At 67.3% G+C, this 23,829-nt stretch carries 25 protein-coding genes, 2 tRNA genes and 1 other RNA gene; 15 read left to right on the plus strand and 13 right to left on the minus strand.

The window, feature by feature from the left end:
* Positions 1-141 precede the first annotated feature (141 nt).
* The 5 genes from orn to AB0305_RS11480 all read left to right on the plus strand — a co-directional run bounded on the left by orn (position 142) and on the right by AB0305_RS11480 (position 3,953).
* Positions 142-846 carry an oligoribonuclease gene (orn, locus tag AB0305_RS11460; protein WP_364135117.1) on the plus strand — a complete coding sequence of 235 codons (705 nt, stop codon included), beginning with the start codon at positions 142-144 and terminating at the stop codon, positions 844-846.
* A 130-nt stretch (positions 847-976) separates the two neighbouring features.
* Positions 977-1,049 (plus strand) — tRNA-His (locus tag AB0305_RS11465).
* Between the two features lie 101 nt (positions 1,050-1,150).
* Complete coding sequence (locus tag AB0305_RS11470; RefSeq protein WP_364135114.1) at positions 1,151-2,305, plus strand: acyl-CoA dehydrogenase family protein; 1,155 nt, start codon at positions 1,151-1,153, stop codon at positions 2,303-2,305.
* A 54-nt stretch (positions 2,306-2,359) separates the two neighbouring features.
* A complete protein-coding gene (gene def / locus AB0305_RS11475; RefSeq protein ID WP_364135111.1) occupies positions 2,360-2,932 on the plus strand; it encodes a peptide deformylase in 573 nt (190 codons plus the stop codon).
* A gap of 49 nt (positions 2,933-2,981) precedes the next feature.
* A complete protein-coding gene (locus AB0305_RS11480; protein ID WP_364135108.1) occupies positions 2,982-3,953 on the plus strand; it encodes a 1-phosphofructokinase family hexose kinase in 972 nt (323 codons plus the stop codon).
* Here the strand turns inward: AB0305_RS11480 and AB0305_RS11485 are convergent.
* From AB0305_RS11485 to AB0305_RS11495, 3 genes are all read right to left on the minus strand, one after another.
* Complete coding sequence (locus AB0305_RS11485; RefSeq protein WP_364135105.1) at positions 3,940-4,734, minus strand: HNH endonuclease family protein; 795 nt, start codon at positions 4,732-4,734, stop codon at positions 3,940-3,942. The genes AB0305_RS11480 and AB0305_RS11485 overlap by 14 nt on opposite strands.
* 137 nt (positions 4,735-4,871) lie before the next feature.
* On the minus strand, positions 4,872-5,081 hold the full coding sequence (locus AB0305_RS11490) for a hypothetical protein (RefSeq protein WP_290257583.1): 210 nt from the start codon (positions 5,079-5,081) through the stop codon (positions 4,872-4,874).
* A 71-nt stretch (positions 5,082-5,152) separates the two neighbouring features.
* Complete coding sequence (locus AB0305_RS11495) at positions 5,153-6,646, minus strand: glyceraldehyde-3-phosphate dehydrogenase (protein ID WP_364135102.1); 1,494 nt, start codon at positions 6,644-6,646, stop codon at positions 5,153-5,155.
* Positions 6,647-6,925: 279 nt separating this feature from the next.
* On the opposite strand from AB0305_RS11495, the gene AB0305_RS11500 reads away from it, so the two are divergent.
* The 3 genes from AB0305_RS11500 to AB0305_RS11510 all read left to right on the plus strand — a co-directional run bounded on the left by AB0305_RS11500 (position 6,926) and on the right by AB0305_RS11510 (position 8,531).
* Positions 6,926-7,072 carry a hypothetical protein gene (locus AB0305_RS11500; protein WP_290257580.1) on the plus strand — a complete coding sequence of 49 codons (147 nt, stop codon included), beginning with the start codon at positions 6,926-6,928 and terminating at the stop codon, positions 7,070-7,072.
* A 257-nt stretch (positions 7,073-7,329) separates the two neighbouring features.
* Positions 7,330-7,656 (plus strand): helix-turn-helix domain-containing protein, encoded by a 327-nt coding sequence (locus tag AB0305_RS11505; RefSeq protein ID WP_364135099.1) that lies wholly within the window; start codon positions 7,330-7,332, stop codon positions 7,654-7,656.
* A gap of 11 nt (positions 7,657-7,667) precedes the next feature.
* On the plus strand, positions 7,668-8,531 hold the full coding sequence (locus AB0305_RS11510) for an IS3 family transposase (protein ID WP_364135097.1): 864 nt from the start codon (positions 7,668-7,670) through the stop codon (positions 8,529-8,531).
* 62 nt (positions 8,532-8,593) lie between these two features.
* On the opposite strand, the gene AB0305_RS11515 is transcribed toward AB0305_RS11510, so the two are convergent.
* Both AB0305_RS11515 and rnpB read right to left on the minus strand, forming a co-directional pair.
* A complete protein-coding gene (locus tag AB0305_RS11515) occupies positions 8,594-8,836 on the minus strand; it encodes a hypothetical protein (protein ID WP_364135094.1) in 243 nt (80 codons plus the stop codon).
* Between the two features lie 360 nt (positions 8,837-9,196).
* Positions 9,197-9,590: RNase P RNA component class A (gene rnpB, locus AB0305_RS11520), an RNA gene on the minus strand.
* A gap of 110 nt (positions 9,591-9,700) precedes the next feature.
* Here rnpB and AB0305_RS11525 point away from each other — a divergent pair.
* Both AB0305_RS11525 and AB0305_RS11530 read left to right on the plus strand, forming a co-directional pair.
* Complete coding sequence (locus AB0305_RS11525; RefSeq protein WP_290257879.1) at positions 9,701-10,531, plus strand: slipin family protein; 831 nt, start codon at positions 9,701-9,703, stop codon at positions 10,529-10,531.
* 82 nt (positions 10,532-10,613) lie between these two features.
* A complete protein-coding gene (locus tag AB0305_RS11530) occupies positions 10,614-11,378 on the plus strand; it encodes a peroxide stress protein YaaA (protein ID WP_364135091.1) in 765 nt (254 codons plus the stop codon).
* Positions 11,379-11,385: 7 nt separating this feature from the next.
* Here the strand turns inward: AB0305_RS11530 and AB0305_RS11535 are convergent, their stop codons facing one another.
* Positions 11,386-12,123: a C4-type zinc ribbon domain-containing protein gene (locus AB0305_RS11535; RefSeq protein WP_364135088.1), complete on the minus strand. Its 738-nt coding sequence runs from the start codon at positions 12,121-12,123 to the stop codon at positions 11,386-11,388.
* Positions 12,124-12,255: 132 nt separating this feature from the next.
* Positions 12,256-13,254, minus strand: coding sequence for a Nif3-like dinuclear metal center hexameric protein (locus AB0305_RS11540; protein ID WP_364135085.1), 999 nt, complete (start codon positions 13,252-13,254; stop codon positions 12,256-12,258).
* A gap of 119 nt (positions 13,255-13,373) precedes the next feature.
* Between AB0305_RS11540 and msrA the strand changes: the two genes are divergently transcribed.
* The 3 genes from msrA (at position 13,374) to epsC (ending at position 15,576) form a co-directional block, all read left to right on the plus strand.
* Positions 13,374-13,955 (plus strand): peptide-methionine (S)-S-oxide reductase MsrA, encoded by a 582-nt coding sequence (gene msrA / locus AB0305_RS11545; protein ID WP_290257574.1) that lies wholly within the window; start codon positions 13,374-13,376, stop codon positions 13,953-13,955.
* 67 nt (positions 13,956-14,022) lie between these two features.
* Positions 14,023-14,958 carry a cysteine synthase A gene (cysK, locus tag AB0305_RS11550; protein WP_364135082.1) on the plus strand — a complete coding sequence of 312 codons (936 nt, stop codon included), beginning with the start codon at positions 14,023-14,025 and terminating at the stop codon, positions 14,956-14,958.
* A 33-nt stretch (positions 14,959-14,991) separates the two neighbouring features.
* Positions 14,992-15,576: a serine O-acetyltransferase EpsC gene (gene epsC / locus AB0305_RS11555; RefSeq protein ID WP_290257571.1), complete on the plus strand. Its 585-nt coding sequence runs from the start codon at positions 14,992-14,994 to the stop codon at positions 15,574-15,576.
* Positions 15,577-15,637: 61 nt separating this feature from the next.
* On the opposite strand, the gene gndA is transcribed toward epsC, so the two are convergent.
* Positions 15,638-17,074, minus strand: a complete 1,437-nt coding sequence (gene gndA, locus AB0305_RS11560; protein ID WP_364135078.1) for an NADP-dependent phosphogluconate dehydrogenase — start codon at positions 17,072-17,074, stop codon at positions 15,638-15,640.
* 136 nt (positions 17,075-17,210) lie between these two features.
* Here gndA and AB0305_RS11565 point away from each other — a divergent pair, with 136 nt between their 5' ends.
* Positions 17,211-17,939, plus strand: a complete 729-nt coding sequence (locus AB0305_RS11565; RefSeq protein ID WP_364135075.1) for an FCD domain-containing protein — start codon at positions 17,211-17,213, stop codon at positions 17,937-17,939.
* A 178-nt stretch (positions 17,940-18,117) separates the two neighbouring features.
* Here AB0305_RS11565 and AB0305_RS11570 read toward each other — a convergent pair whose 3' ends face one another.
* The 5 genes from AB0305_RS11570 to AB0305_RS11590 all read right to left on the minus strand — a co-directional run bounded on the left by AB0305_RS11570 (position 18,118) and on the right by AB0305_RS11590 (position 20,627).
* A complete protein-coding gene (locus AB0305_RS11570) occupies positions 18,118-18,408 on the minus strand; it encodes a hypothetical protein (protein ID WP_364135072.1) in 291 nt (96 codons plus the stop codon).
* Positions 18,409-18,557: 149 nt separating this feature from the next.
* A tRNA-Val gene (locus AB0305_RS11575) sits at positions 18,558-18,633 on the minus strand.
* A 100-nt stretch (positions 18,634-18,733) separates the two neighbouring features.
* Positions 18,734-19,654, minus strand: coding sequence for an NAD-dependent protein deacetylase (locus AB0305_RS11580; RefSeq protein WP_364135069.1), 921 nt, complete (start codon positions 19,652-19,654; stop codon positions 18,734-18,736).
* Positions 19,651-20,211: a peroxiredoxin gene (locus AB0305_RS11585; protein ID WP_364135066.1), complete on the minus strand. Its 561-nt coding sequence runs from the start codon at positions 20,209-20,211 to the stop codon at positions 19,651-19,653. Before AB0305_RS11585 ends, AB0305_RS11580 begins: the two co-directional genes overlap by 4 nt.
* Positions 20,208-20,627, minus strand: coding sequence for a DUF3052 domain-containing protein (locus AB0305_RS11590; RefSeq protein WP_290257565.1), 420 nt, complete (start codon positions 20,625-20,627; stop codon positions 20,208-20,210). Before AB0305_RS11590 ends, AB0305_RS11585 begins: the two co-directional genes overlap by 4 nt.
* 407 nt (positions 20,628-21,034) lie before the next feature.
* Between AB0305_RS11590 and aceE the strand changes: the two genes are divergently transcribed.
* A complete protein-coding gene (aceE, locus tag AB0305_RS11595) occupies positions 21,035-23,788 on the plus strand; it encodes a pyruvate dehydrogenase (acetyl-transferring), homodimeric type (protein ID WP_364135063.1) in 2,754 nt (917 codons plus the stop codon).
* Positions 23,789-23,829: the final 41 nt, after the last annotated feature.

Raw genomic sequence — 23,829 nt, forward strand, 5'->3', positions numbered from 1 at the left:
ATCTGTCGAGTGCTGGTGGAGCCCACTCGTGGCCTGAAAGCCGGTCAGGGGCACGCCGCACGGAGGAAAAATTCCGACGGCCGCGTTGCCAAAATCGTAGCACCGGGCCCCTCCGGGGCGGCGGAACGGTAGGCTGGGCGCGTGCCTATATCTAATGAACGCATCGTGTGGATCGACTGCGAAATGACCGGCCTGGACACCAAGAATGACGCCCTGATCGAGGTGGCGGCCCTGGTGACCGACTCGGAACTGAATATCCTCGGCGACGGCGTCGACGTCGTCATCAAACCGGACGACGCCGCCCTGGCCCAGATGAACGACTTCGTGCGCGACATGCACACCCGCTCCGGACTGCTGGAGGAACTCCCGCACGGCAAGACCATGGCCGAGGCGCAGGAAATGGTGCTGGCCTACATCAAGAAGTGGGTGCCGGACCCGAAGAAAGCACCGCTCGGCGGCAACTCGGTGGGCACCGACCGCGTCTTCCTGGTCCGGGACATGCCGGACCTGGTTGAGCACCTGCACTACCGGGTGATCGACGTCAGCACCATCAAGGAACTCTCCCGCCGCTGGTACGCCCGCGCTTACTTCCAGTCCCCCGCCAAGCTCGGCGGCCACCGCGCCCTCGGCGACATCAAGGACTCCATCGACGAGCTCCGCTACTACCGGCAGGCCGTCTTCGTGCCGGCGCCCGGCCCGGACAGCTCCACCGCCCAGCGCATCGCCAAGGACGTCATGGCCACCTCGGGCGCCGCCCCCGGCAGCGCGCCGACGGACGCCGCGGACGACGCCGGGAACCCCGGAGGCGCCCCGGCCGAGTCCCCCGCGGGTGCCCGGGCAGAGTAATCTGCCTCACGTTTTGGCCTTTTTTCGATGAAATCGCCGAAACTGGCAAAAGCACCCCCGCGAAGCAGGTAAGCTATTTGTCGTTGCCTTTCCGGAAGGCCGGTTCGCCGGTTCGACTGACAGGCACATGGTGGGCGTAGCTCAGTTGGCAGAGCGCCTGGTTGTGGTCCAGGAGGTCGCGGGTTCAACCCCCGTCGCTCACCCTCACCGAGGACGGCACGATTGTCCGACCTTGCCAAAGGCCGCACCGGATATCCGGTGCGGCCTTTGCTGTTTGTCCCGAAAACGCATGGAAGGAACCGCGATGAGGCGCCAGCTCTTCGAAGAAGACCATGAGATGTTCCGCGAAATGGCGGCCGAGTTCAACGTCCGTTCCGTGGCCCCGCATTACGCGCAGTGGGACCGGGACCACATGATGCCGCGGGAGCTGTGGACCGCCGCCGGGGAACAGGGCCTGCTGGGGCTCGCCGTCCCCGAGGAGTTCGGCGGCCTCGGCATGACCGACTACCGGTTCCGCGCCGTGCTGGATGAGGAATTCGCCAAGAGCAACCACCTCGCCGTGGGCCTGGCCTTCCACCTGCACGACGACATGGTCCTGCCGCATCTGCTGGCCTACGGCTCGGAGGATTTGAAGCAGCGCTGGCTGCCCGGCATGGTTTCCGGCGAGACCGTCACCTCCGTGGCCTGGACCGAGCCGGGCGCGGGCTCCGACCTCCGCGGCGTCCGCACGAAGGCCGTCCGCGACGGCGATGACTGGCTGATCACCGGCCAGAAGACGTTCATCGGAAACGGCATCTCCGGCGACGCCGCCCTGGTCCTCGCCCGCACCGACGGCGGGAGCGGCCGCGGCGGCGCCGAGTCCTTCTCGCTCTTCATGGTCCGCAAGGGCGAGGGTTACACCACCGGAAACCAGCTCGACAAGATGGGCCTGAAGGCCTCCGACACCGCCGAGCTCTTCTTCGACAATGTCCGGGTCCCGCACGCCGACCTCGTCGGCGAGGAGGGCCAGGGGCTGCGGTACTGCGCCGGGCAGCTGCCGCAGGGCCGGCTGGGCATCGCCGTCGCCGGTTCCGCCGTCGCCCGCGCCGTGTACGAGGCGACCGTGCGGTACACGAAGGACCGCAACGCCTTCGGCGAGCGGATCATCGATTTCCAGAACAGCCGCTTCGAGCTCGCCGACATCCTCACCGAGGTCGAGGTCACCGAGTCCTACGTGGACCGGGCCATCACCGTGTTCAACGCCGGGGAACTCGACGCGTCCTCCGCCGCCCGGGTGAAGCTGTGGGCCTCCGAGCGGGCGAAGTCCGTCACGGACCGCTGCCTGCAGCTGCACGGCGGCTACGGCTACATCATGGAATACCCGGTGGCGCAGGCCTTCCTCGCCGCCCGCCTGCTGACCATCTTCGGCGGCACCAACGAGATCATGCGGGACGTCGTCGGCCGCGGCATCGCCGGCTGACCCGTCCCCTCCCCCGCACCTCTCCCTCCCCCGCACCAAAGGAAGCTCCGCGCCATGACTGTCCTGCCCATCACCATCTGGGGCGAACCCGTGCTGCACCGCCGGGCCGCCGAGGTCGAGGTCTTCGACGACGAGCTGCGGACCCTGATCGCGGACATGTTCGAAACCAACGACGCCGCCAACGGCGTCGGACTGGCCGCCCCGCAGGTGGGGGTCGGCAAGCGCCTCTTCGTCTACAAGTACGAGAACGACGACGGCGCGCCGCCCTCCGGCGTCGTGGTCAACCCCGTCCTCACGCTCTCCAAAGTCTCCGGGGCGCTGCCGGACCCGGACGAGGAAGAGGAAGGCTGCCTGTCCTTCCCGGGCGGCCACTACCCGCTCAAGCGTGCCGAATGGGCCCGGGTGCAGGGCTTCGACGGCGAGGGCAACCCGATCGAGTTCGAGGCGACGGGCTGGTTCGCCCGGGTGATGCAGCACGAATACGACCACCTCGACGGCAAGCTGTACGTCAACCGCCTGATCGACCGGTACTCCCGCAAGGCGATGAAGCAGGCCAAGAAGAGCGGCTGGGGCGTCCCGGGCCTGACCTGGATGCCCGGCGTGGACCCGGACCCCTTCGGGCACTAACCGGCGACGACCCGGGACACCGGCGGCCGCCGCTCCTATGCTTGGCAGCATGGAAGCCACTCTGCCCGCCCCGGCGAAGCCCATCCTGACCCTCACCATCAACCCGGCCCTGGACGTCAGCACCACCACGGAGCACGTCACCAGCGGCCATAAGCTGCGCTGCGGCCCGAGCCGCCTGGATCCCGGCGGCGGCGGCATCAACGTGGCCCGCGTGGTCCAGCGCCTCGGCGGCCGGCCCCTCGCCATCTACACCGCCGGTGGGCCAACCGGCGAGGCCTACCGCCGACTGGTCGAGGCCGAGCGGCTGCCCGCCCTGGTGGTCCCGCTCCAGGGCAGCACCCGGCAGGATTTCACCGTGGACGAGACCGGCACCGGCGAGCAATTCCGCTTCGTCCTCCAGGGCCCCGAGCTCAGCGAACCCGAATGGCGCCTCTGCCTGGGGCTGGTGGCCGATTCCATCCAGCCCGGCGGCTACGTGGTGGCCAGCGGCAGCCTGCCACCCGGCGTGCCCGAGGACTTCTACGCCCGGATCGCCCGCCTGGCCCGGGAGCAGGGCGCCCGCTGCGTGGTGGACGCCTCCGGTCCGGCTCTGGCCGCCGCCCTGGCCGAGGGCGTCTTCCTGGTCAAGCCCAGCCGGCGGGAGCTGGGCCTGCACTTCGGGACCACTTTGAAGGACGAGCAGGCAGAACTCGACGCCGCCGCCACGCTGGTGGCGGACGGCTCCGCCGAGAACGTGGCCCTGACCCTCGGCGCGGCCGGCGCGGTGCTCGCCTCCACGGCGGGCACGCTGCGCCTGGCCGTCCCGAAAGTGGAGGTCCGCAGCACGGTCGGTGCCGGAGACAGCTTCCTCGCGGCATTCGTCCTGCGGCTGGCGCAAGGGCTGGACAGCGCCGCCGCGTTCCGCTCCGCCGTCGCGGCGGGCAGCGCAACGGTCACCACCCCGGCCACCGAGCTCTGCCACCGGGACGACGTCGAGCGGCTGGAAGCCGAACTGGCCCGGCAGGAGTTCAGCCTGGCCTGATGGTCGATTGATCCGGGCAGCTTCCGAGCACCCGCCGCATCGCCTCCTTTTCCGCCGCCGTCACCCACAGGGCGTAGGCCGCCTTCACCGAGACCTGGCGGGCGACGTAGTGGCAGCGGAAGGCCTTGTTGGGCGGGAGCCAGCCGGCGGCGTCCGAGGAGCTTTTGTCCTGGTTGGCAGGGCCGTCCGCAGCAACCAGGTTCAGCGGGTCGTTGGCGAGGTGTGTGCGCTGCAGGGCCGTGAGCTGCTGCGCGCCGGTCTGCCACGCGTCGCCGAGCGCCACGACGTGGTCGATCTGGATGGCCTTGCTGGACTCGGCCCCACGCCGGAAGGCTGTCTGCCGGCCGGTATAGGGCTCCCGGAAACTGCCGGAACCGACCCGGCAGCGGGACCCGTCCGTAAAACGGGCGTCGGCGAGGTCCCGCCGGAGGATGTCGTTACGGGTATCGCAGCCGTTCCGGTCGACGTCGAGCCACGCCTGTCCGAACGCCGCCCGGTCGTAGTTGGCGGCGGGATCCCGGGCCCTGACCGGCAGCGACTCCAGCAGGTCCGCGACCCGGCCCGCCGGCACCGCCCGCACCGCAGCGACGGGACTCATCCACGCCGCCAGCACCGGGGCGTCCGTAGGCCCGTCGGAGAACCCGCCGCCGAGGCGGAACTGGCCGTCGGCAAAGAACCAGACCAGCGTCAGGAGAAAGGCCAGCGCGGCGGCCGCCAGGACAATCCACGCTTGGCGGGACCGCCGTCGTGCCCTCCGGTACTGCGCCCACGTGACGCTCACGCGGTCTCCGCGGGATCCGCTGCCGGGTGCTGGTTCTCCATCACGGGAAAAGCCTAGGCCGCTGCCCGCCCCGGACCGCGGTTATGCACAGTGTGGAGGGAGGGTCAGGGTCTTACCAGAAGGGCGGGGCCGCGGGGCTACTGTTCGCGGGTGACGCGGCGGAGGTCCTCCTCCGCGAGGTTCGACAGGGCCTCCAGCTGGGCGACCCGGGCGTCGTCGATCTCTCCGGCTTCACGTTTGGCGCGGGCGTCGTCGAGGAGCCGCTTGGCTTCCTTGGCATTGCGCCGGGCCACATCGAGGGCGTGTTCAAGGGTGGTTTCGTGCTCCGTAGCCTGGTTCTGTTCCATGGCTCCCATTGTGGTTCGCTTTCCCGGCCGTTTCCAGAGAACCGGCCGGGAAAGCGCTCCGTGTCGGTGACTTAGCCGACCTCGACGGGCAGGCCCGCGGCCTCAAGGGTGGCGACGGCGTCCTTGGCGGGGAACGACGGCGGGTTGACCCCGGCCATTTCCTCCATGACCCGGACCACCTGGCAGCTGTAGCCGAACTCGTTGTCGTACCAGACGTAGAGGACGAGGTTCTTGTCGTTGGAGATCGTGGCGAGGCCGTCCACGATGCCGGCGCGGCGGGAGCCGACGAAGTCGGTGGAGACCACCTCGGGCGAGTCGATGTAGTCGATCTGCTTGCGCAGCTCGGAGTGCAGCGACATCTCGCGCAGGTAGTCGTTGACCTCGTCCTTGGTGGTGCCGTTCTCGAGGTTCAGGTTCAGGATGGCCATCGAGACGTCCGGGGTGGGGACGCGGATGGCGTTGCCGGTGAGCTTGCCCTGGAGTTCGGGGAGGGCCTTGGCGACGGCCTTGGCGGCACCGGTCTCGGTGATGACCATGTTCAGCGCAGCGGAGCGTCCGCGCCGGTCGCCCTTGTGGAAGTTGTCGATCAGGTTCTGGTCGTTGGTGAAGGAGTGGACGGTCTCCACGTGGCCGTGGATGACGCCGTAGCGGTCATTGATGGCCTTCAGCACCGGGGTGATGGCGTTAGTGGTGCAGGACGCGGCGGTGACGATCTTGTCCTCGTCGGTGATCGCGGCGTGGTTGATGCCGTGCACGATGTTCTTCAGGTCGCCCTTGCCCGGTGCGGTGAGCAGGACCCGGGACACGCCCCTGCTCTGCAGGTGCTGGGAGAGGCCCTCGGCGTCGCGCCAGCGGCCGGTGTTGTCGACCACCAGCGCGTCGTGGATGCCGTAGGCGGTGTAGTCGACGGTGGCGGGGTTGTCCGAGTAGATGACCTGGATCTGCACACCGTTGGCGGTGATGGTGTCGTTCTCGAGGTCAACCTTGATGGTGCCTTCGAAGGAGCCGTGGACGGAGTCACGCCGCAGCAGGCTGGCGCGCTTGGCGAGGTCGTTGTCCGAGCCCCGGCGCACCACGATCGCGCGCAGGCGCAGGCCGTGGCCGCCGCCGGCCTTCTCGATCAGGAGGCGGGCCAGGAGGCGTCCGATGCGGCCAAAGCCGTAGAGCACGACGTCGGTGCTGGTGCGGTCATCGCCGCCGCGCTTGCCGACAACCTCAGCGAGTTCTTCGCGGAGGAACTCATCCAGGCTGACGCCGTCGCCCTCGGCGCGGTACTTCTCGGTCAGGCGGGCGATGTCGATGGCCGCGGCGCCGAGGTCCAGCTTGGTGAGCGCGTCCAGCAGCGGGGCGGTCTCCTCGAGGCGGAGTTCCTCTTTGCTCATCCGGCGGGCGAAGCGGTGCGCCTTCAGGATGTTCATGGTGGACTTGTTGATCAGGCTCCGGCCGTGAATGGAGGTCACCACATTGTTTTCGCGGTACAGCCGGCCGATCACCGGAATCATGGCCTCGGCGAGCGCCTCCCGGCCCATCCACGTATCAAGACAAGAATCTGACGTCTGGCTCACAGAACTACCTTCCTAAAATCCACCGCATACGTCCTCGTGTGCGGAAGTCGGCCGCCGGCGGGTCTCCGGAACCTTCTCGCTGCGGGGATTCGGTCCACCCCGGCGAGCGCGTGACCGCAAAGAAAAAGCCACCGGCTGCGAACGCAGACCCGATGGCTGAACCTCTACGTTCACGCTCCATTCTAGGGCGGACCCCCTCCCCCTACCGGCCGGTACAGGGTGAAATCACTCACATCGGATTGCCAGGGTTTCCCGGCACCACTGGCCTAGGATGGCGGCATGGGACTCATCGTTGCACTTCTTGTCATCTGGCTCATCCTCTCGATCCTTGGCTTCGTGGTGAAGGGCCTGCTGTGGTTGGCCATCATCGGCCTGGTCCTCCTGGTCGCCACCGCAGTGTGGGGCTGGATCAAACGCAAGGCCTGACCTGCACCTCCACCAACGGCTGAGGGCCGGCACCGCATGAACTGCTCCCCGAAAGTTGGACTGAGAAATCGGTCCTTCTATCGGGGAGCAGTTCTATGCAGGAGAGTAGTTCTTTATCTGAGGAACAGCGTGAGGCCGCTGTAGCGTTGTTCGAGGCGGGGTGGGGCGCGAAGGCAGCGGCGACGAGGGTCGGGGTCGATTCGAAGGCTGTCATCCGCATTCATACCCGTTGGAGACTTCGCGGAGGTGCGGCGCTAGTGACCAAATCAACCCATCGGAAGTTCACGTCTGAGTTCAAACTCGATGCGGTCCGTCGTTTCCTGGCCGGGGAGAGCCAGATATCCCTGGCCCAGGAGCTCGAACTCGCTTCACCGGATCTGATCAAGAAGTGGGTACGGAAATACCGCAATGACGGCGAAGACGGTTTACGCCCTAAACCACCCGGACGACCATTCGCGTCTCCGCAGGATCCGGACGAGCCGGAGTCGGAGCTGCAGCGGCTGCGCCGCGAGAACGAGCGGTTGCGGGCCGAGGTGGCCTTCCTGGGAAAAGTAAACGCCTTGAGGGACGAGGAACAGCGCTAAAAGTCAGCGCTGTGATCGCTCTCAAGGCCGAACACCGGTTGGAAGTTCTTCTGGACGTTGCCGGGCTGCCTCGGTCCACGTTCTTCTACCACCAAGCTCGACTCCTCGCCCCTGACCCGCAAGCAGACCTCAAAGCCGCGGTCACGAGCATCTTTGAGAAGAGCCACGCCCGATACGGGCACCGCCGTGTCCATATCGAGCTGATCAAACGAGGATGGACGGTCGCGAAGAAGACGGTGCTGAAGCTGATGCGTGCGCTGCGGCTGGTCTGCAAGGTTCGACGAAAGAAGCGCTACAACTCCTATCAGGGCGAGCAAGGCGCAATTGCCCCGAACCTGTTGAAACGCCAGTTCCAAGCAGATGCACCGAACCAGAAGTGGGTGACGGTTGTGACCGAGTTCAGCGTGGGCGACAGGAAACTCTACCTATCCGCGGTGATGGACCTCTTCGACCGGTCGATTATCTCCTACGCCATCGGAATCTCGCCGAATCTGGAACTTACAAACTCCTCGCTACGGCGCGCCCTGGCTGCCCTTGAGGACGATCAGAAACCACTCGTGCACTCCGATCAGGGGTTCCAATACCAACCCCCCTCCTGGCGCGAACTTCTGCAAAACGCCGGCGCGATTCAATCCATGTCCCGCAGAGCCAACTGCTACGACAACGCTGTCATGGAGAACTTCTTCGGACACCTCAAAGAAGAGCTCTTCCACCGCGTCCAATTCTTCAACACCGACGCACTGGCATCAGCGCTAAGCGAATACATCCACTGGTACAACACCGAAAGAATCTCAACGACGCTCGAGGGCCTAAGCCCTGTGGCATACCGTGCTTCCAACATGGCAACGGCCCTCCTAGCTAGGAGGACGGCATAGTCCAGACCGGCGGGTATTGCGGGCAGAGACGGTAGTAGGTTCGTCAAATCCCGGCTGCTTGGCTAACGATTCCCAAGGCTCCAACCTATAAGCCCCGCGATAACAAAAACGCCACCAAGAACCATGAAGCTCTTTGCGACCAGTCGTATCTTGCGGAGCTTCATGCTTCTATAAGCCTCAAGAACGTCTGCATCTTGACGAATGAAGATGTTCCAGTTCGTCGCCAGTTTGGCCAAGGGGCCGGAGATGGCTAAGCAAAATAGACCCATTGCCAGCCCGACTAAACCAAACAGTAGAGCCTCCATGCTCATCCTCCTGGTTCGCCGCTGACCGGTGCCCGAATTCTAGGTTCAAAGAGGCCCGAAGACCAGCGCTCCGGCTTCTCCGTGGGACCTCACCGGATTACCGTTCAACCGCCGCTCCTTCCACATTCGTAGACTTCCTCATGAGGGACGTCGGCATGGGTTTTTACCATTCCCGCCGAGCTGCTCTTGACTTCCTAGGGCGCTGATTGCGAAGGAAGGCTCCGTCCCGTCTGGAACGAAGGCTTCCTCGAGAACCCTTCAAGAGGCCGCTACGTATAAGCTCACCTTATTGTGAGTCCAACTTTCGGGGACCACTTCAGCATGGTGCCGGCCCTCAGCCGTTGTCCTGCTCTAAGTCGTGGGATGGGTTGACCGATACGCCGGGTTCTGTGGTCCCGGGCCGTTGCCGGCACGGGAATAGCGGCCATCCATCTACGAACGCCGTTGCCGACGCCCTCCAGCAGCCTACCCGGACACTCGGGCGGGCAGCCCTCAAACGTGTCCTGTCTGGCCTTGCTCCGGGTGGGGTTTACCTAGCCTTCCCGGTCACCCGGGAAGCTGGTGGTCTCTTACACCACCGTTTCACCCTTACCCGGCCACGGTACCGTGCAAACACGGCGCCGCCCCGGGCGGTCTGTTCTCTGTGGCACTGGCCTGCGGGTTACCCCGAGTGGGCGTTACCCACCACCCTGCCCTGCGGAGCCCGGACGTTCCTCGAGCCACTTGCGTGACGCGCGGCCGCCTGGTCAACCCATCCGTTGACCATTCTACGGTCTGGCCGGCGGGCCATTTGCCCCGGATCCTTCCGCCCCGGCCGGTGGGAGAATGGAAACAGGCACCCCACCGTCCAAGGAAGCGATCCGGATGGACTTCACCGCCGTCGTCATATGGCTGATCGTCGCCGTCCTCGTGCTGATCGCCGCCCGTTCCTCGATCAGGATCGTCCGTCAGTACGAACACGGCGTTCTCTTCCGCCTGGGCCGGGTAATCGGCGTGCGGATGCCGGGGCTGCGCTTCATCATCCCGGTCGTCGACCGGCTGCAGCTGGTCAGCCTCCGGATCGTGACCATGCCCATCCAGTCCCAGGGGATCATCACCCAGGACAACGTCAGCGTGGATATCTCCGCCGTCGCCTATTACCGCGTCATCGACGCCGTGAAGTCCGTCGTCGCGATCGAGAACGTCGCCGCCGCCATCAACCAGATCGCCCAGACCACGCTCCGTAAGGTGGTGGGACGGCACAGCCTGGACCAAACGCTCTCCGAGACCGAGCGCATCAACGGGGATATCCGGGAGATCCTGGACGCCCTGACCCTGGAATGGGGCGTCGAGGTGACCCTGGTGGAGCTCAAGGACATCCAGCTGCCCGAAAGCATGAAGCGGGCCATGGCCCGGCAGGCCGAGGCGGAGCGGGAGAAGCGGGCCAAGATCATCGCCGCCGAGGGCGAATCGATCGCGGCCGCGGCCCTCGGCGAGGCCTCGGACATGATGATGGAGCACCCGCTCGCCCTGCAGCTGCGGAACCTGCAGTCTCTGGTGGAGATCGCGGTGGACAAGAACTCCACGGTCGTCTTCCCGGCACCTCTCATGAGCACCATCGGAGAGCTCTCGGCCTTCCTCGCCCGGGAGAACCAGGCCGCGGCGGCCGCCGCCCGGACGGCAGCTACGCCGCCGGCCCCTCCCCCGCCCAGCTAGGCGCGCCACCACCTTCACGAGGCCCGGCAGCCGTCATGGGGACGGGCGCCGGATGCCGGAGCTGCGCCGGTAGGATCGTACGGTGCTGATTCTGCTCCCGCCCTCCGAGGGTAAGACCCCCGCAAGCCGCGGCGACGCCGTCGACCCCTCGTCGCTGAGTTTTCCCGACCTGAACGACGGGCGGGCGCAGGTGCTGGAGGCCCTCGGCACGGTCAGTGCGCACGAGGACGCCTTGTCACTGCTGGGTGTAGGAGCCTCGCTGAGCGCCGACGTCGAACGCAACACCAGGCTGCACGCCGAGCCCGCCGCGCCAGCCCACCAGGTCTACTCCGGGGTGCTGTACGACGCCCTGGGCTACTCATCGCTGACCCCGGCGCAGCGGAAGAAGGCGGACGCGTCCGTCCTGGTGGTCTCCGCGCTCTGGGGTGCCATCCGGTTCGGCGACAGGGTGCCGGCCTACCGGCTCTCGATGGGCACGGCTCTCCCAGGGATCGGGCGCCTGGCCTCCTACTGGAAACCGCAGATCACCGCAGCTTTGGCCGGGGAGACCGACGGCGAGCTCCTGGTGGATTGCCGCTCCAGCACCTACGCGGCCGCCTGGGCCCCGCCGCCGGAGCGTACCGTTGCCGTGAATGTGTTCACCGAGGTCAACGGGGTGCGCAAGGTGGTCAGCCACTTCGCCAAGCACACCCGCGGCGAGCTGGCCCGGCACCTACTGACCCGGCGCGGCAGGGCCCCGCAGACCCCCGCGCAGCTGCAGAAGGCGGCGGCCGAGAAGTGGCCGGCGGAACTGGTCCCCGGTACGGCCCGGAAGCCGCACACGCTGAACCTGATCCTGCCGGGCTAGGCTCCGGTCAGGCCCATTCGGCGGAGCGCACCAGGATGCAGCCGGAGTCCGGGCAGAAGACGATATCGTCCTCCGCGGCGGCCTTGATTTCGGCGAGGTCGCCGGGGCTCAACTGCATGCCGGAACCCTCCGAGGTGCCGTGGAACAGCCGGGCGGCACCGACGCCGCGCTTGGCCAGGGTCTTTTCGTAGACCGCCAGCATGCCCTCGTCCAGTCCGGCCGCGAACTCTGCGCGCTGCCCGCGGACCGCGGTGTGTTCCGCCGCGACCTCGGCGAGTTTCTCGTCGATCTCGGCGCGGATGCCGGCGAACGAGCCCTGGATGTCGTCGACGATCTGCTGCTGCTCGGCCTGGCGCAGGCGCAGCGCATCCAGCCGCTCCAGGACCTCGAGCTCCACGTCTTCCAGGTCCGAGCGGCGCTTATTCAGGGACGCGATGTCCTTCTGCAGCGCCACCAGGTCCTTGGAGAGGCCCGTTCCGCTGTTCAGCCGGGCCTCGTCGCGGGCGATCCGGGAGGCCACCTGCTCGACGTCGGCCTCGGCGCGCTTAAGCTCCAGTTCCGCGTCGGCGACGGCCACCTTCGCCGCGCCGAGCTCACCGTTGGCCACGCCCAGGGCGGACTCCAGGTCGGTGATGCGGGAGTCGCCTTCGAGGCTGCGGCGGCGGTTGGAGAGTGACTTCAGTTTCGCGTCGAGCGCCTGCAGCTCGAGTAACTTCATCTGTTCCGCCGGGGCTGCCTTGGCCACTGTTTCCTCCGAGTGTCTATCGTCCGGCCGTGCCGGGCACCTGAACGGCGCTCCCTCGACTCTAGCGCGTGGCATGCCCTGCGCTCACCCGGGGCTCCCCGCAAACGGGGGGCAGGCCGGGGCCAGCCGGGTTCAGCCGGGTGTGAGGATGAAGTCCCACGGATCGCTGTTGGTGGTGCTGACCCGGATCTCGACGTCGTGGCCCTGGTCCGCCAGAACGTTGCCCAACGCCTCGGCCGCCGCCGGCAGCCAGAGCCATTCGCTGGCGAAGTGCGAGACATCGATCAGGTAGGGGCGGTCGTTGAGTGCGGCCTCGCGGGCCTCGGAGGCAGGGTGGTGGCGCAGGTCGGCGGTGACATAGACGTCGGCGTTGCTGGCCCGCACCTGATCGAAGAGCGAGTCGCCGGCCCCGCCGCAGACCGCCACCCGGCGCACCAGGCCGTCGCGGTCGCCGGAGACGCGGACACCGCCGGCGACCGCGGGGAGGATGCCGAAGACACGGGCGGCGAAGTCACCCAGGGTCTCGACGTCGGCGAGGTCGCCGACCCGTCCGATGCCTTCCTCGGGGAGCCCGTTCGCCGCCTGGGTCAGGGGCTGGACGTCCTGCAGGCCGAGCGCGTCAGCCAGCACGTCGGAGACACCTCCCACGGCGGAGTCGCCGTTGGTGTGCACGGTCAGCAGCGCGGTACCGGTTTCGATCAGGCGGTGCACCGCCCGGCCCTTGGGCGTGTTGGCCGCCACCGAGGTCACGCCCTTGAGCAGCAGCGGGTGGTGGGTGATGAGCAGTTCCGCTCCCCACTCCACGGCCTCCTCGATCACTTCGAGGGTGGGGTCGACGGCGAAGAGCACGCGGGTAACCGGCGCGGACGGGTGTCCGGCCACCAGGCCCACCTCGTCCCAGCCTTCGGCCAGGGATTCGGGCCAGAGTTCCTCGACGGCCACCTGGACGGCGCCGAGGGTGGCGCCGTTGTCCCCGGCATCGGCGGTCTCATCGCTGCCCTCGCGGCGGGCTGTCCCGGCGTCGGCGGTTCCTGCTATGTCAGGGGTGTTCCCGGTGCTTCCCATGGGAGCGGCATCGTCCGGGGCGTGGCCGGCGGGCGGGGCTGAAGCGTCCGTGTCCTCTGGTTCCATACCCACATTCTTACCCTATTGACCGTCCGGGACGCCCCGGCGGGAATGATCCGGACGGTTCATCCATTGAACAAGGAGGATCCCGTACGGACGATCCCGCACGGGCCGAAAGGAACAGCATGCAGGAAACCAAGACAGGAGAACGCGTGGACACCGACGTCGTGAACGGCAGCAGCGAACGGACCTTTGTGCTGGGTGGCGGCTGCTTCTGGTGCCTGGACGCCGTGTACCAGAAGACCCGGGGCGTGACCTCGGTGGTCTCGGGCTACACCGGCGGTCACGACCGAAACCCCGACTACTACTCGGTCTGCTCCGGGACCACCGGCCACGCGGAAGTGGTAGCGGTCAGCTTCGACGAATCCGTCATCCCGGCGGAGGTCATCCTGGACATGTTCTTCGCCCTGCACGATCCCACCACGCTGAACCGGCAGGGGTACGACGTCGGCACGCAGTACCGCTCGTCCATGTTCTACGAGACCACGGAGGAGAAGATCCTGTTCGAGGAGGCGATCGAGCGGAACCAGGAGCTGTGGGCCAACCCGATCGTCACCGAGGTCAGCCGGCTGCCGGTCTTCCACGTGGCGGAGGATTTCCACCAGGACTACTTCGCGAAGAACCCGGACCAGGGCTACTGCCAGGTGATTATCAACCCGAAGCTGGCGAAGGCAAGGAAATATTACTCCGCATGGCTTAATGCTTAGCCGGGCTTCTCGCGCCCTCAATAAGCTGACCCTAGAATTCCCTCCTCACAGATAGGCACATTTCCCCATGGCACGAATCTATGACGACGTAACCCAGCTTGTCGGCGGCACCCCGCTGGTCCGCCTGAACCGGCTGTCCGAGGGCCTGGACGCAACCGTGGCCGTGAAGCTGGAGTTCTACAACCCGGCCAACAGCGTCAAGGACCGGATCGGCGTCGCCATCATCGACGCCGCGGAGAAGTCCGGCGCCCTCAAGCCCGGCGGCACGATCGTCGAGGGCACCTCCGGCAACACCGGCATCGCCCTGGCCATGGTCGGCGCGGCCCGCGGCTACAAGGTCATCCTCACCATGCCGGAGACCATGTCCACCGAGCGCCGCGTCATGCTGCGCGCCTACGGTGCCGAGATCGTCCTGACGCCAGGTTCCGAGGGCATGCGCGGCGCCGTCGAAAAGGCGCAGGAGATCGTCGCCAACACCGAGAACTCCATCTGGGCCCAGCAGTTCGCCAACGAGGCCAACCCCGCCGTCCACCGCCGCACCACGGCCGAGGAGGTCTGGGAGGACACCGACGGCAAGGTGGACATCTTCGTCGCCGGCGTCGGCACCGGCGGAACCGTCACCGGCGTCGGCCAGGTCCTCAAGGAGCGCAAGCCCGGCGTACAGATCGTCGCCGTCGAACCCAAGGACTCCCCCATCCTCAACGGCGGCGCCCCCGGCCCGCACAAGATCCAGGGCCTGGGCGCGAACTTCGTCCCCGAGATCCTCGACACCACCATCTACGACGAGGTCATCGACGCCTCCCTCGAGGACTCCGTCCGGGTGGCCCGGGACCTCGGCGTCAAGGAAGGCATCCTCGGCGGCATCTCCTCCGGTGCGATCGTCTGGGCCGCGCTGGAACTGGCCAAGCGGCCGGAGAACGCCGGTAAGCTGATCGTTGCCGTGGTCTGCGATTTCGGGGAGCGCTACATCTCCACCGTGCTGTACGACGACATCCGCGGCTGACCCTAACGCGGCCGCATTCTCAGAAAGAATTTTGTGGGCTTTTTCGCACGACTCAAGGAAGACCTCGACACCGCCCGGTCCCACGACCCGGCGGCGCGAGGCTCTTTCGAAAACTTCTTCGCCTACTCGGGGCTGCACGCAATCTGGGCCCACCGGCTCACCCACCGCTTGTGGCAGAACCCGTCGCTGCGGTTCCCGGCGCGGCTGATCTCCCAACTGGCCCGGTTCATGACCGGCATCGAGATCCATCCGGGCGCCACGATCGGCCGGCGGTTCTTCATTGACCACGGCATGGGCGTGGTGATTGGCGAGACGGCGGAAATCGGCGAAGACGTGATGATCTACCACGGCGTCACCCTCGGTGGTCGCTCGCTGGCGAAGATCAAGCGGCACCCCACCATCGAGGACCGTGTCGTGATCGGCGCCGGCGCCAAGGTCCTGGGCCCTATCACCATCGGCCGGGACAGCGCCATTGGCGCGAACGCCGTCGTGGTCAAGGACGCCCCGGCCGAATCGATCCTGACCGGTGTGCCCGCCACCTGGCGGCACCGCGACGCCCAGCGCGAGACCAAGAAGGCCGTCGACCCGGCCGAGTACCTGATCGAATACCGCATCTAGGGTTAAACCACTGCGGCCGCCGCCCCGGACTCCCGGGACGGCGGCCGCAGCCGTTTAAGCGCTAGTGGGTGTCCACGGCCTCAACCTCGGACTTGTCCTCGCCCCACAGGGTGTGGAACGTGCCCTCGGCGTCGACGCGCCCGTAGGTGTGGGCGCCGAACAGGTCGCGCTGGCCCTGGATCACGGCGGCCGGCAGGCGCTTGCGGCGCAGGCCGTCGTAGTAGGCCAGCGAGGAGGAGAACACCGGCACCGGGATGCCCAGCTGCACCGCGGTGGCCACCACGCGGCGCCACGCCGGCAGGGCGTCGGCGATCGCGGCGGTGAACGCGGGGGCGAAGAGCAGGTTGGCCGGCTTCTCATCGGCGGAGTACGCCTTGGTGATGTCCTTGAGCAGTTCGGCGCGGATGATGCAGCCGCCCCGCCACAGGGAGGCGATCTCGTCCAGCTTCAGCTCCCAGCCGTATTCCTTCGCGGCGGAGGTGAGCATGTCCAGGCCCTGCGCGTAGGAGACCAGCTTGGAGGCGTAGAGCGCCTGGCGCACGTCCTCCACAAAGGTCTCGGGGACGTCGACGTCGGCCTCTCCCCCGGCGAGCAGCTCCTGGGCCAGCTTCCGCTGGCCGGCCTGGGAAGACAGCGCCCGGGCGAAGACGGACTCGGCGATCCCGGAGACCGGGGATCCCAGCTCCAGGGCGGAGATGACCGTCCAGCGGCCGGTGCCCTTCTGGCCGGCGGCGTCCACTACGACGTCGACGAACGGCTTGCCGGTTTTGGCGTCGACGTGGCCCAAGACCTCGGCGGAGATTTCAATCAGGAAGGAGGCAAGGTCGCCCTTGTTCCATTCGGCGAAGATCTTGGACTGCTCGGCCGGTTCGATGCCCGCGCCGGAGCGGAGCAGGTCGAAGGCCTCGCCGATGACCTGCATGTCGGCGTACTCGATGCCGTTGTGGACCATCTTGACGAAGTGGCCGGCGCCGTCGGTGCCGATCCAGGCGCAGCAGGGCTGGCCGTCCACGTGGGCGGAGATCTTCTCCAGGAGCGGGCCAAGGGCCTCGTAGGACTCCTTGGAGCCGCCGGGCATGATCGAGGGTCCGTTGAGGGCACCCTCCTCGCCGCCGGAGACGCCGATGCCGACGAAGTGCAGGTCCTTCTTGGCGAGCGCGGCCTCGCGGCGGCGGGTGTCCTCATAGTGCGAGTTGCCGGCATCGATGATGATGTCGCCGGGTTCGAGCAGCGGCTCGAGCTGTTCGATGACGGAGTCGACCGGCTTGCCGGCCTTGACCATGATCAGGACGCGGCGGGGCTTCTCCAGCGAGTCGACGAGTTCCTGCAGCGTTTCAGTCCGGACGAAGTCGCCCTCGGAGCCGTGCTTTTCGAGGAGCGCGTCGGTCTTTTCCACCGAGCGGTTGTGGAGGGCGACCGTGAAGCCGTTACGGGCGAGGTTGCGGGCGAGGTTTGCCCCCATCACCGCAAGGCCGGTGACACCGATGTGTGCTGACATCAAATCTCCAATTCTTTGGGTGCAACGAGTGCAGTTGGCTGGCCGAAGACGGCGCCTCCTAGACAGTCTATGATTTTCGGCCGGGACCGCGCCCGTTCGCGGCTCCTGTGACGGGCACGCCACTATGCTTACGACTATGTCGACCAGCCTCCACCATCAAGCCATCGAGCATCTGGGAACCCGGATTGTCAGGGGCGAGCTCCCGACCGGCCATGTGATGCTCGCCGAGCACCTGGAGGACGAACTCAAGGTCTCCCGCTCCGTGGTCCGCGAGGCGGTCCGGGTGCTGCAGTCCCTCGGCCTGGTCGAGACCATCAAGCGGGTGGGAATCCGGGTGCTGCCGGCCAACCGCTGGAACCCCTTCGACCCGTCCGTGATCCGGTGGCGCCTGGCCGGTGAGGGCCGGGGCGCCCAGCTCCGCTCGCTCGCGGAGCTGCGCACGGCGGTGGAACCCGTCGCAGCCGAGCTGGCCGCGGCCAACGCACCCGATGACATCCGCAGCGAGCTGGTGGAAATCTCCCACGCCATGCGGGAAGCGGGCGTGGCCGGGGACGTCCCGAGGTTCCTGGACCTCGACATCAGGTTCCATTCGCTGCTGCTCACGGGGTCCGGGAACGAGATGTTCGCCAACCTTGTGGGGCAGGTGGCGGAAACGCTGACCGGGCGGACCATGCACGGGCTCATGCCCGACCATCCGCAGACCTACGCGCTGCAGTGGCACGTGGATGTCGCGGAGGCCATCGCCACCGGCAACGGGCCGGCGGCGCGGGAGGCCTCGGACAAGATCATGCGCGAGACCATCGCGGACATGGAGCCGAGCTGGCGGGACCAGCCCCGGGTTTTCGTCCCCGTCCGGCCGGCCTGATCCGGGGCCGGTGACTGGCCCCGCGAATTAGTCCCGACACTGGGCTAATTCAACCGCTTTCAGTTTCACATTTCGTCTCATTTCCGGTATCTTTTTCTCAAGCCCTCCACCGCGGCATCCCCCAATAGCCGCGGTGGAGGGCTTTTCCAATGCCCGGAATTCGGCCCGGAACAGGGCCTCACGCCGCGTCGGCCACCAGGTCCCTGAGCCGCCACCCGCCGCCGAGGCCGTCGCGGATCACTTCCATGGTGGTCAGCGCCGATCCGGCATTGCGGCCCAGCCGCGCCTGGACCTGCCAGACTTCCACGTCCACCCGGCCGAGGCCCCGCGGCATCCGCCGCTCGGCCTCCCACCAGCTCACCCGCTCGAACCAGCGGACCGGGTCCGCGCCGATGATCCATTCCCGGCCGCCGCGGATCACGGTGTGGGGGCGCCCGTCCGGGCCGGCTGTGACGAGTACGTGTTCCATGCCGCTGACGCTATGGCCAGGCACCGACATTTATCCGGGACCGGCCGCCGTGGTTTACGGCCTGACCTCCACCGGTCCCCCGGGCCGGGCCGCAGGCAAAGAAAAACCCCGCCGCGGCTGCCTTTCGGCTCCCGCGACGGGGTTCATGATGGTGGGTCCTACCGGGATCGAACCGATGACATCCACGGTGTAAACGTGGCGCTCTACCAGCTGAGCTAAAGACCCATCACGCCGGTTTCCGCGCCTCGGCACGTCAACCAACGAACATTGACCTTACCCGAAACGCGGGCTCCTGCGCCAATCGGTGCGGTCGCGGAGCGCCGGGTCAGAGGGCGGGGAGCTCGGCCTCGAGCCAGGTCAGGGACTCGCTGACGCCGGCCTCCAGCTTGATGGTCGCCAGGTCGTCGCCGCGGGTCTGGCCGCGGTTGATGATCACGACCTCCTTGCCCTGCTTGACGGCGTGGCGGACGAAGCGCAGCCCGCTCATCACGGTCAGCGAGGAACCAGCCACCAGCAGCGCGCCGGCGGAGTCCACCATGGCGTAGGAACGCTCCACCCGGTCCTTGGGCACGTTCTCGCCGAAGTAGACGAAGTCGGGTTTCAGGGTGCCGCCGCAGGCCGGGCAGTTCGCGACGACGAACTCGCTGATCAGCGCCTCGTCCTCCACGGTGGCGTCCGCGTCCGGAGCGGCTTCCACCACGCCGCCGGCGAGGGCGGCGTCGAGGAATCCGGGGTTGAGTTCCTCCAGCACCCCGGCCAGCAGGGTCCGGCTGTAGCTGCGGCCGCAGGCCAGGCACACCACCCGGTCGAAGCGGCCGTGCAGGTCCACGACGTTCCGGCTGCCGGCATCCTCGTGCAGCCGGTCAACGTTCTGGGTGATCAGGCCCGTGAGCAGCCCGCGCCGCTCCATCCGGGCCACGGCCGTGTGGCCGTCGTTGGGGTCGGCCCGGCGGAGATGGGACCAGCCGATGTGGTTCCGGGCCCAGTAGCGCTGCCGGTTATCCGGCGAGCCGATGAACTCCTGGTACGTCATGGGCGCGCGCGGCGCCGCACCGGGGCCGCGGTAGTCGGGGATGCCCGAGTCGGTACTGAGACCGGCGCCGGTGAGCAACGCGAAGCGTTTCCCCGCGAGGACCCCGTGGATCTCCTGCAGGACCTCAAGTTCGTTGCGGGCCGGCTCCACGGGCGTGACGGGGGGCAGGCTCGCAAATCCCGTCATCCCCACCCCGGGCCGCCGCTGCCTCATGCCGTTTCCGGTCCCCGGCTGTAGGACGGGTCCGTGGAGGGGGCGGGGGAACCGCCGGACAGTTCCGCGAGGGCCGCCCGGTAACCGGCGAAGTCACGCGCCTGGCCCCGGGGATTGACCACGACGTACCGGACAGTGCCGGCTGCGTCGATGATGAACGTCCCGCGCAGGGCCATGCCGCTCTCCGGGTCGAACACCCCGTACCGCTCCGCCACCGCTCCGTGCGGCCAGAAGTCCGCCAGCAGGTCGAAGCTGTAGCCCTCCTTCTCGGCGTAGGCGCGCTGGGCGAACTTGCTGTCCACCGAGATGCCCAACACCACGGCGTCGGCGTCCTCGAAGACAGCCAGGTTGTCCCGCAGTTCGCACAGTTCGCCCGTGCAAATGCCGGAGAAGGCGAACGGGAAGAACACCAGCACCACGGTGCGGCCCCGCAGTTCGGAGAGCCGGACCGGCTCGCCGAACTGGTTGACCAACTCGAAGTCCGGGGCCGGCTGCCCGACGGAGGGCACGGTGCCGGACTGCGGGGCGGGAGCCTGCACCGGCGCGGAACCGGTCACTTGTTCTTCCGGGTCACCAGCCGGGTGGCGCTCCAGTCCTGGGAGACCCCGGCGGAGGTGGTGCAGTGCAGGCCGGCGGTGGGCGCCGCTTCCTGCAGTTCCGAGGGCGAGACATAGCCGGTGCGGCCCTTCTTCGGGGTCAGCACCCAGACCACACCGCCGTCCGTCAGGGAGGTCAGGGAGTCCACCAGCGTGTCCACCAGGTCACCGTCACCGTCGCGCCACCAGAGGATGGCCGCGTCGACCACCTCGTGGTCGTCCTCGTCGAAGATCTCGGACCCGGTGAGGTCCTCGATGTCATCACGCAAGTCGAAGTCGACGTCGTCGTCGTAACCGAACTCCTGAATCAGATCCCCGTTCTTGAAACCCAATCTTTCCGCCACATTTACCGAAGTGGCGGCGTCGGCCTCGCTCACGTGCTGCTCCTATGCTGTTGGTGCGTCTGTTGGTGCCTGCCGGCAGAAAGCCCGCTGTGTCCGATAGTGACACATTCCTTGGTGCTAGTGATTTCCATTACTCCAAGCCAACACCCTTTGTGCGTCCGCTTCAAGCTGCGGGCCCCGCGATCCGCCATATTCTGCGTCACACCGGGGCGGCGGCGGCTACGCATCCGCGGACGCGCAAGGCTAGAGTGGCTGATGACGACCATGCCTGCGCGGACAACCGACCGCTCCCACTGTCAGGCCTGGTTGTGATTGGACCAAGCCCGGCGTACAGGACCGGGCTGCTGTTACCGATATGTCGCACACGTCGCGTTCACGCCAGGCAGTCACCCTGCCCGGAGCTGAGGGTGCCGGTGAATGCGCTCAAAGAGAGGTTGGACGTGGCTGCAGGAGAAGATACCTCCCATATCCTCAGCGGGTTGACTAACCAGCTGCCTGATCGTGATCCGGAAGAGACCGCCGAATGGCTGGAGTCCCTGGACACCCTGATTCAGGAACAGGGCACGGAGCGTGCCCAGTACATCATGCGCAGCCTGCTTCAGCGGGCCGGCGCCCAAAGCGTGGGCGTGCCGATGGTGACCACCACGGACTACGTCAACACCATCCCGGTGGACCAGGAAGCCCCGTTCCCCGGCGATGAGGAAATCGAACGCAAGTACCGCGCCTGGTTGCGCTGGAACGCCGCGATCATGGTGCACCGCTCGCAGCGGCCCGAAATCGGCGTCGGCGGCCACATTTCCACCTACGCCGGTGCCGCGACCCTCTACGAGGTCGGCTTCAACCACTTCTTCCGCGGCAAGGACCACCCGGGCGGCGGCGACCAGGTCTTCTTCCAGGGCCACGCCTCCCCCGGCATGTACGCCCGCGCCTTCCTTGAGGGCCGGCTGAGCGAGGAAGACCTCGACGGCTTCCGCCAGGAGAAGTCCAAGGAGGGCCACGCGCTCTCCAGCTACCCGCACCCGCGCCTGATGCCGGAGTTCTGGGAGTTCCCCACCGTCTCCATGGGCATCGGCCCGATGAACGCCATCTACCAGGCACAGTCGAACCGCTACCTGCACAACCGCGGCATCAAGGACACCTCCGACCAGCAGGTATGGGCGTTCCTGGGCGACGGCGAAATGGATGAGCCGGAATCCCGCGGCCTGCTCCAGCTCGCCGCGAACGACAAGCTGGACAACCTCAACTTCGTCATCAACTGCAACCTGCAGCGCCTCGACGGCCCGGTCCGCGGCAACGGCAAGATCATGCAGGAACTCGAGGCCTTCTTCCGCGGCGCCGGCTGGAACGTCATCAAGGTCGTCTGGGGCCGCGAGTGGGACAACCTGCTCGCCAAAGACGACGACGGCTCGCTCGTGAAGATCATGAACGAGACGGTCGACGGCGACTACCAGACCTACAAGGCCGAGTCCGGCGGCTTCGTCCGCGAGCACTTCTTCGGCAAGACCCCGCGGACCAAGGACATGGTCGCGGACATGACGGACCAGGAAATCTGGAACCTCAAGCGCGGCGGCCACGACTACAACAAGGTCTACGCCGCGTACAAGGCCGCCACCGAGTTCAAGGGCAAGCCGACGGTCATCCTGGCCCACACGGTCAAGGGCTACGGCCTGGGCACCCACTTCGAGGGCCGCAACGCGACCCACCAGATGAAGAAGCTCACCCTGGCGGACCTGAAGGCCTTCCGCGACCACCTGCGCATCCCGATCACGGACGAGCAGCTCGAGGCCGACCCGTACCAGCCGCCGTACTACCACCCGGGTGCCGACTCTCCGGAGATCAAGTACCTGATGGAGCGCCGCCAGGCCCTGGGCGGTTTCGTGCCCGAGCGCCGGTCCAAGCACACCGACGTCACCCTGCCGGGCGACAAGGCGTACGAGGTCGCCAACCGCGGCTCCGGCAAGCAGCTGGCCGCCACCACCATGGCGTTCGTCCGTCTGCTGAAGGACCTGATGCGGGACAAGGAATTCGGTTCCCGGATCGTGCCGATCATCCCGGACGAGGCCCGCACCTTCGGCATCGACGCGTTCTTCCCGACCGCGAAGATCTACAACCCGAACGGCCAGAACTACTTGTCCGTGGACCGCGACCTGGTCCTCGCGTACAAGGAGTCGATCGCCGGCCAGATCGTGCACGCCGGCATCAACGAGGCAGGTTCGGTCGCGGCCTTCACCGCCGCCGGCACCTCCTACGCCACCCACGGCGAGCCGCTGATCCCGATCTACGTCTTCTACTCGATGTTCGGCTTCCAGCGCACCGGCGACTCCTTCTGGGCCGCCGCCGACCAGATGACCCGCGGGTTCATCATCGGCGCCACCGCCGGCCGCACCACGCTGACCGGCGAAGGCCTGCAGCACGCCGACGGCCACTCCCCGATCCTCGCCGCCACCAACCCGGCTGTCGTCACGTACGACCCCGCCTACGGCTACGAGATCGGCGTCATCATGCGTGACGGCCTGAACCGGATGTACGGCCCCGGCCCTGCGGATAACGACCCGTCCCGGAACGTCATGTACTACCTGACGGTTTACAACGAGCCGATCTCGCAGCCGGCGGCCCCCGCCGAGCTTGATGTCGAGGGCATCGTCAAGGGCATCTACCTGCTGGCGCCGGCCAAGATCGACGGCCCCCGCACGCAGATCCTCGCCTCCGGCGTGTCCGTGCCGTGGGCCCTTGAGGCCCAGCGTGTGCTGGCCGAGGACTGGGGCGTTTCCGCCGACGTCTGGTCCGTCACGTCCTGGACCGAGCTGCGCCGCGACGCCATGGCCGCCGAGGAAGAGGCCTTCCTCAACCCCGGCCAGCCGGCCCGCGTGCCGTTCGTCACCGAACAGCTCGCCGGCGCCACCGGCCCGATCGTCGCCGTCTCGGACTACATGAAGGCCGTCCCGGACCAGATCCGGCAGTTCGTCCCGAACGAGTTCGCCTCGCTCGGCGCCGACGGCTTCGGTTTCTCCGACACCCGCGCCGCGGCACGCCGCTTCTTCAAGAACGACGTGCACTCGATCGTGGTCCGCTCGCTGCAGATGCTCGCCCGCCGCGGCGAGGTCGACGCGCAGGCCCCGGCCCAGGCGATCGAGAAGTACCGGCTGCTCAACGTCAACGCCGGCACCACCGGCAACGCGGGCGGCGACTCCTAGGAGTCACCCGGCCGGACCGGAAAACACGAAGACGGCGGTCC

This window comes from Arthrobacter sp. NPDC080086 (assembly GCF_040702285.1).

Excerpts from the sequence above, each read along its gene's own strand:
- AB0305_RS11480 (WP_364135108.1), top strand. The coding sequence starts at position 2,982 with ATGGAAGCCACTCTGCCCGCCCCGGCGAAGCCCATCCTGACCCTCACC.
- AB0305_RS11490 (WP_290257583.1), bottom strand. The coding sequence starts at position 5,081 with ATGGAACAGAACCAGGCTACGGAGCACGAAACCACCCTTGAACACGCC.
- AB0305_RS11500 (WP_290257580.1), top strand. The coding sequence starts at position 6,926 with ATGGGACTCATCGTTGCACTTCTTGTCATCTGGCTCATCCTCTCGATC.
- AB0305_RS11565 (WP_364135075.1), top strand. The coding sequence starts at position 17,211 with ATGTCGACCAGCCTCCACCATCAAGCCATCGAGCATCTGGGAACCCGG.
- cysK (WP_364135082.1), top strand. The coding sequence starts at position 14,023 with ATGGCACGAATCTATGACGACGTAACCCAGCTTGTCGGCGGCACCCCG.
- AB0305_RS11525 (WP_290257879.1), top strand. The coding sequence starts at position 9,701 with ATGGACTTCACCGCCGTCGTCATATGGCTGATCGTCGCCGTCCTCGTG.
- def (WP_364135111.1), top strand. The coding sequence starts at position 2,360 with ATGACTGTCCTGCCCATCACCATCTGGGGCGAACCCGTGCTGCACCGC.
- gndA (WP_364135078.1), bottom strand. The coding sequence starts at position 17,074 with ATGTCAGCACACATCGGTGTCACCGGCCTTGCGGTGATGGGGGCAAAC.
- AB0305_RS11580 (WP_364135069.1), bottom strand. The coding sequence starts at position 19,654 with ATGAGGCAGCGGCGGCCCGGGGTGGGGATGACGGGATTTGCGAGCCTG.
- AB0305_RS11470 (WP_364135114.1), top strand. The coding sequence starts at position 1,151 with ATGAGGCGCCAGCTCTTCGAAGAAGACCATGAGATGTTCCGCGAAATG.
- AB0305_RS11570 (WP_364135072.1), bottom strand. The coding sequence starts at position 18,408 with ATGGAACACGTACTCGTCACAGCCGGCCCGGACGGGCGCCCCCACACC.
- AB0305_RS11540 (WP_364135085.1), bottom strand. The coding sequence starts at position 13,254 with ATGGAACCAGAGGACACGGACGCTTCAGCCCCGCCCGCCGGCCACGCC.
- AB0305_RS11515 (WP_364135094.1), bottom strand. The coding sequence starts at position 8,836 with ATGGAGGCTCTACTGTTTGGTTTAGTCGGGCTGGCAATGGGTCTATTT.
- msrA (WP_290257574.1), top strand. The coding sequence starts at position 13,374 with ATGCAGGAAACCAAGACAGGAGAACGCGTGGACACCGACGTCGTGAAC.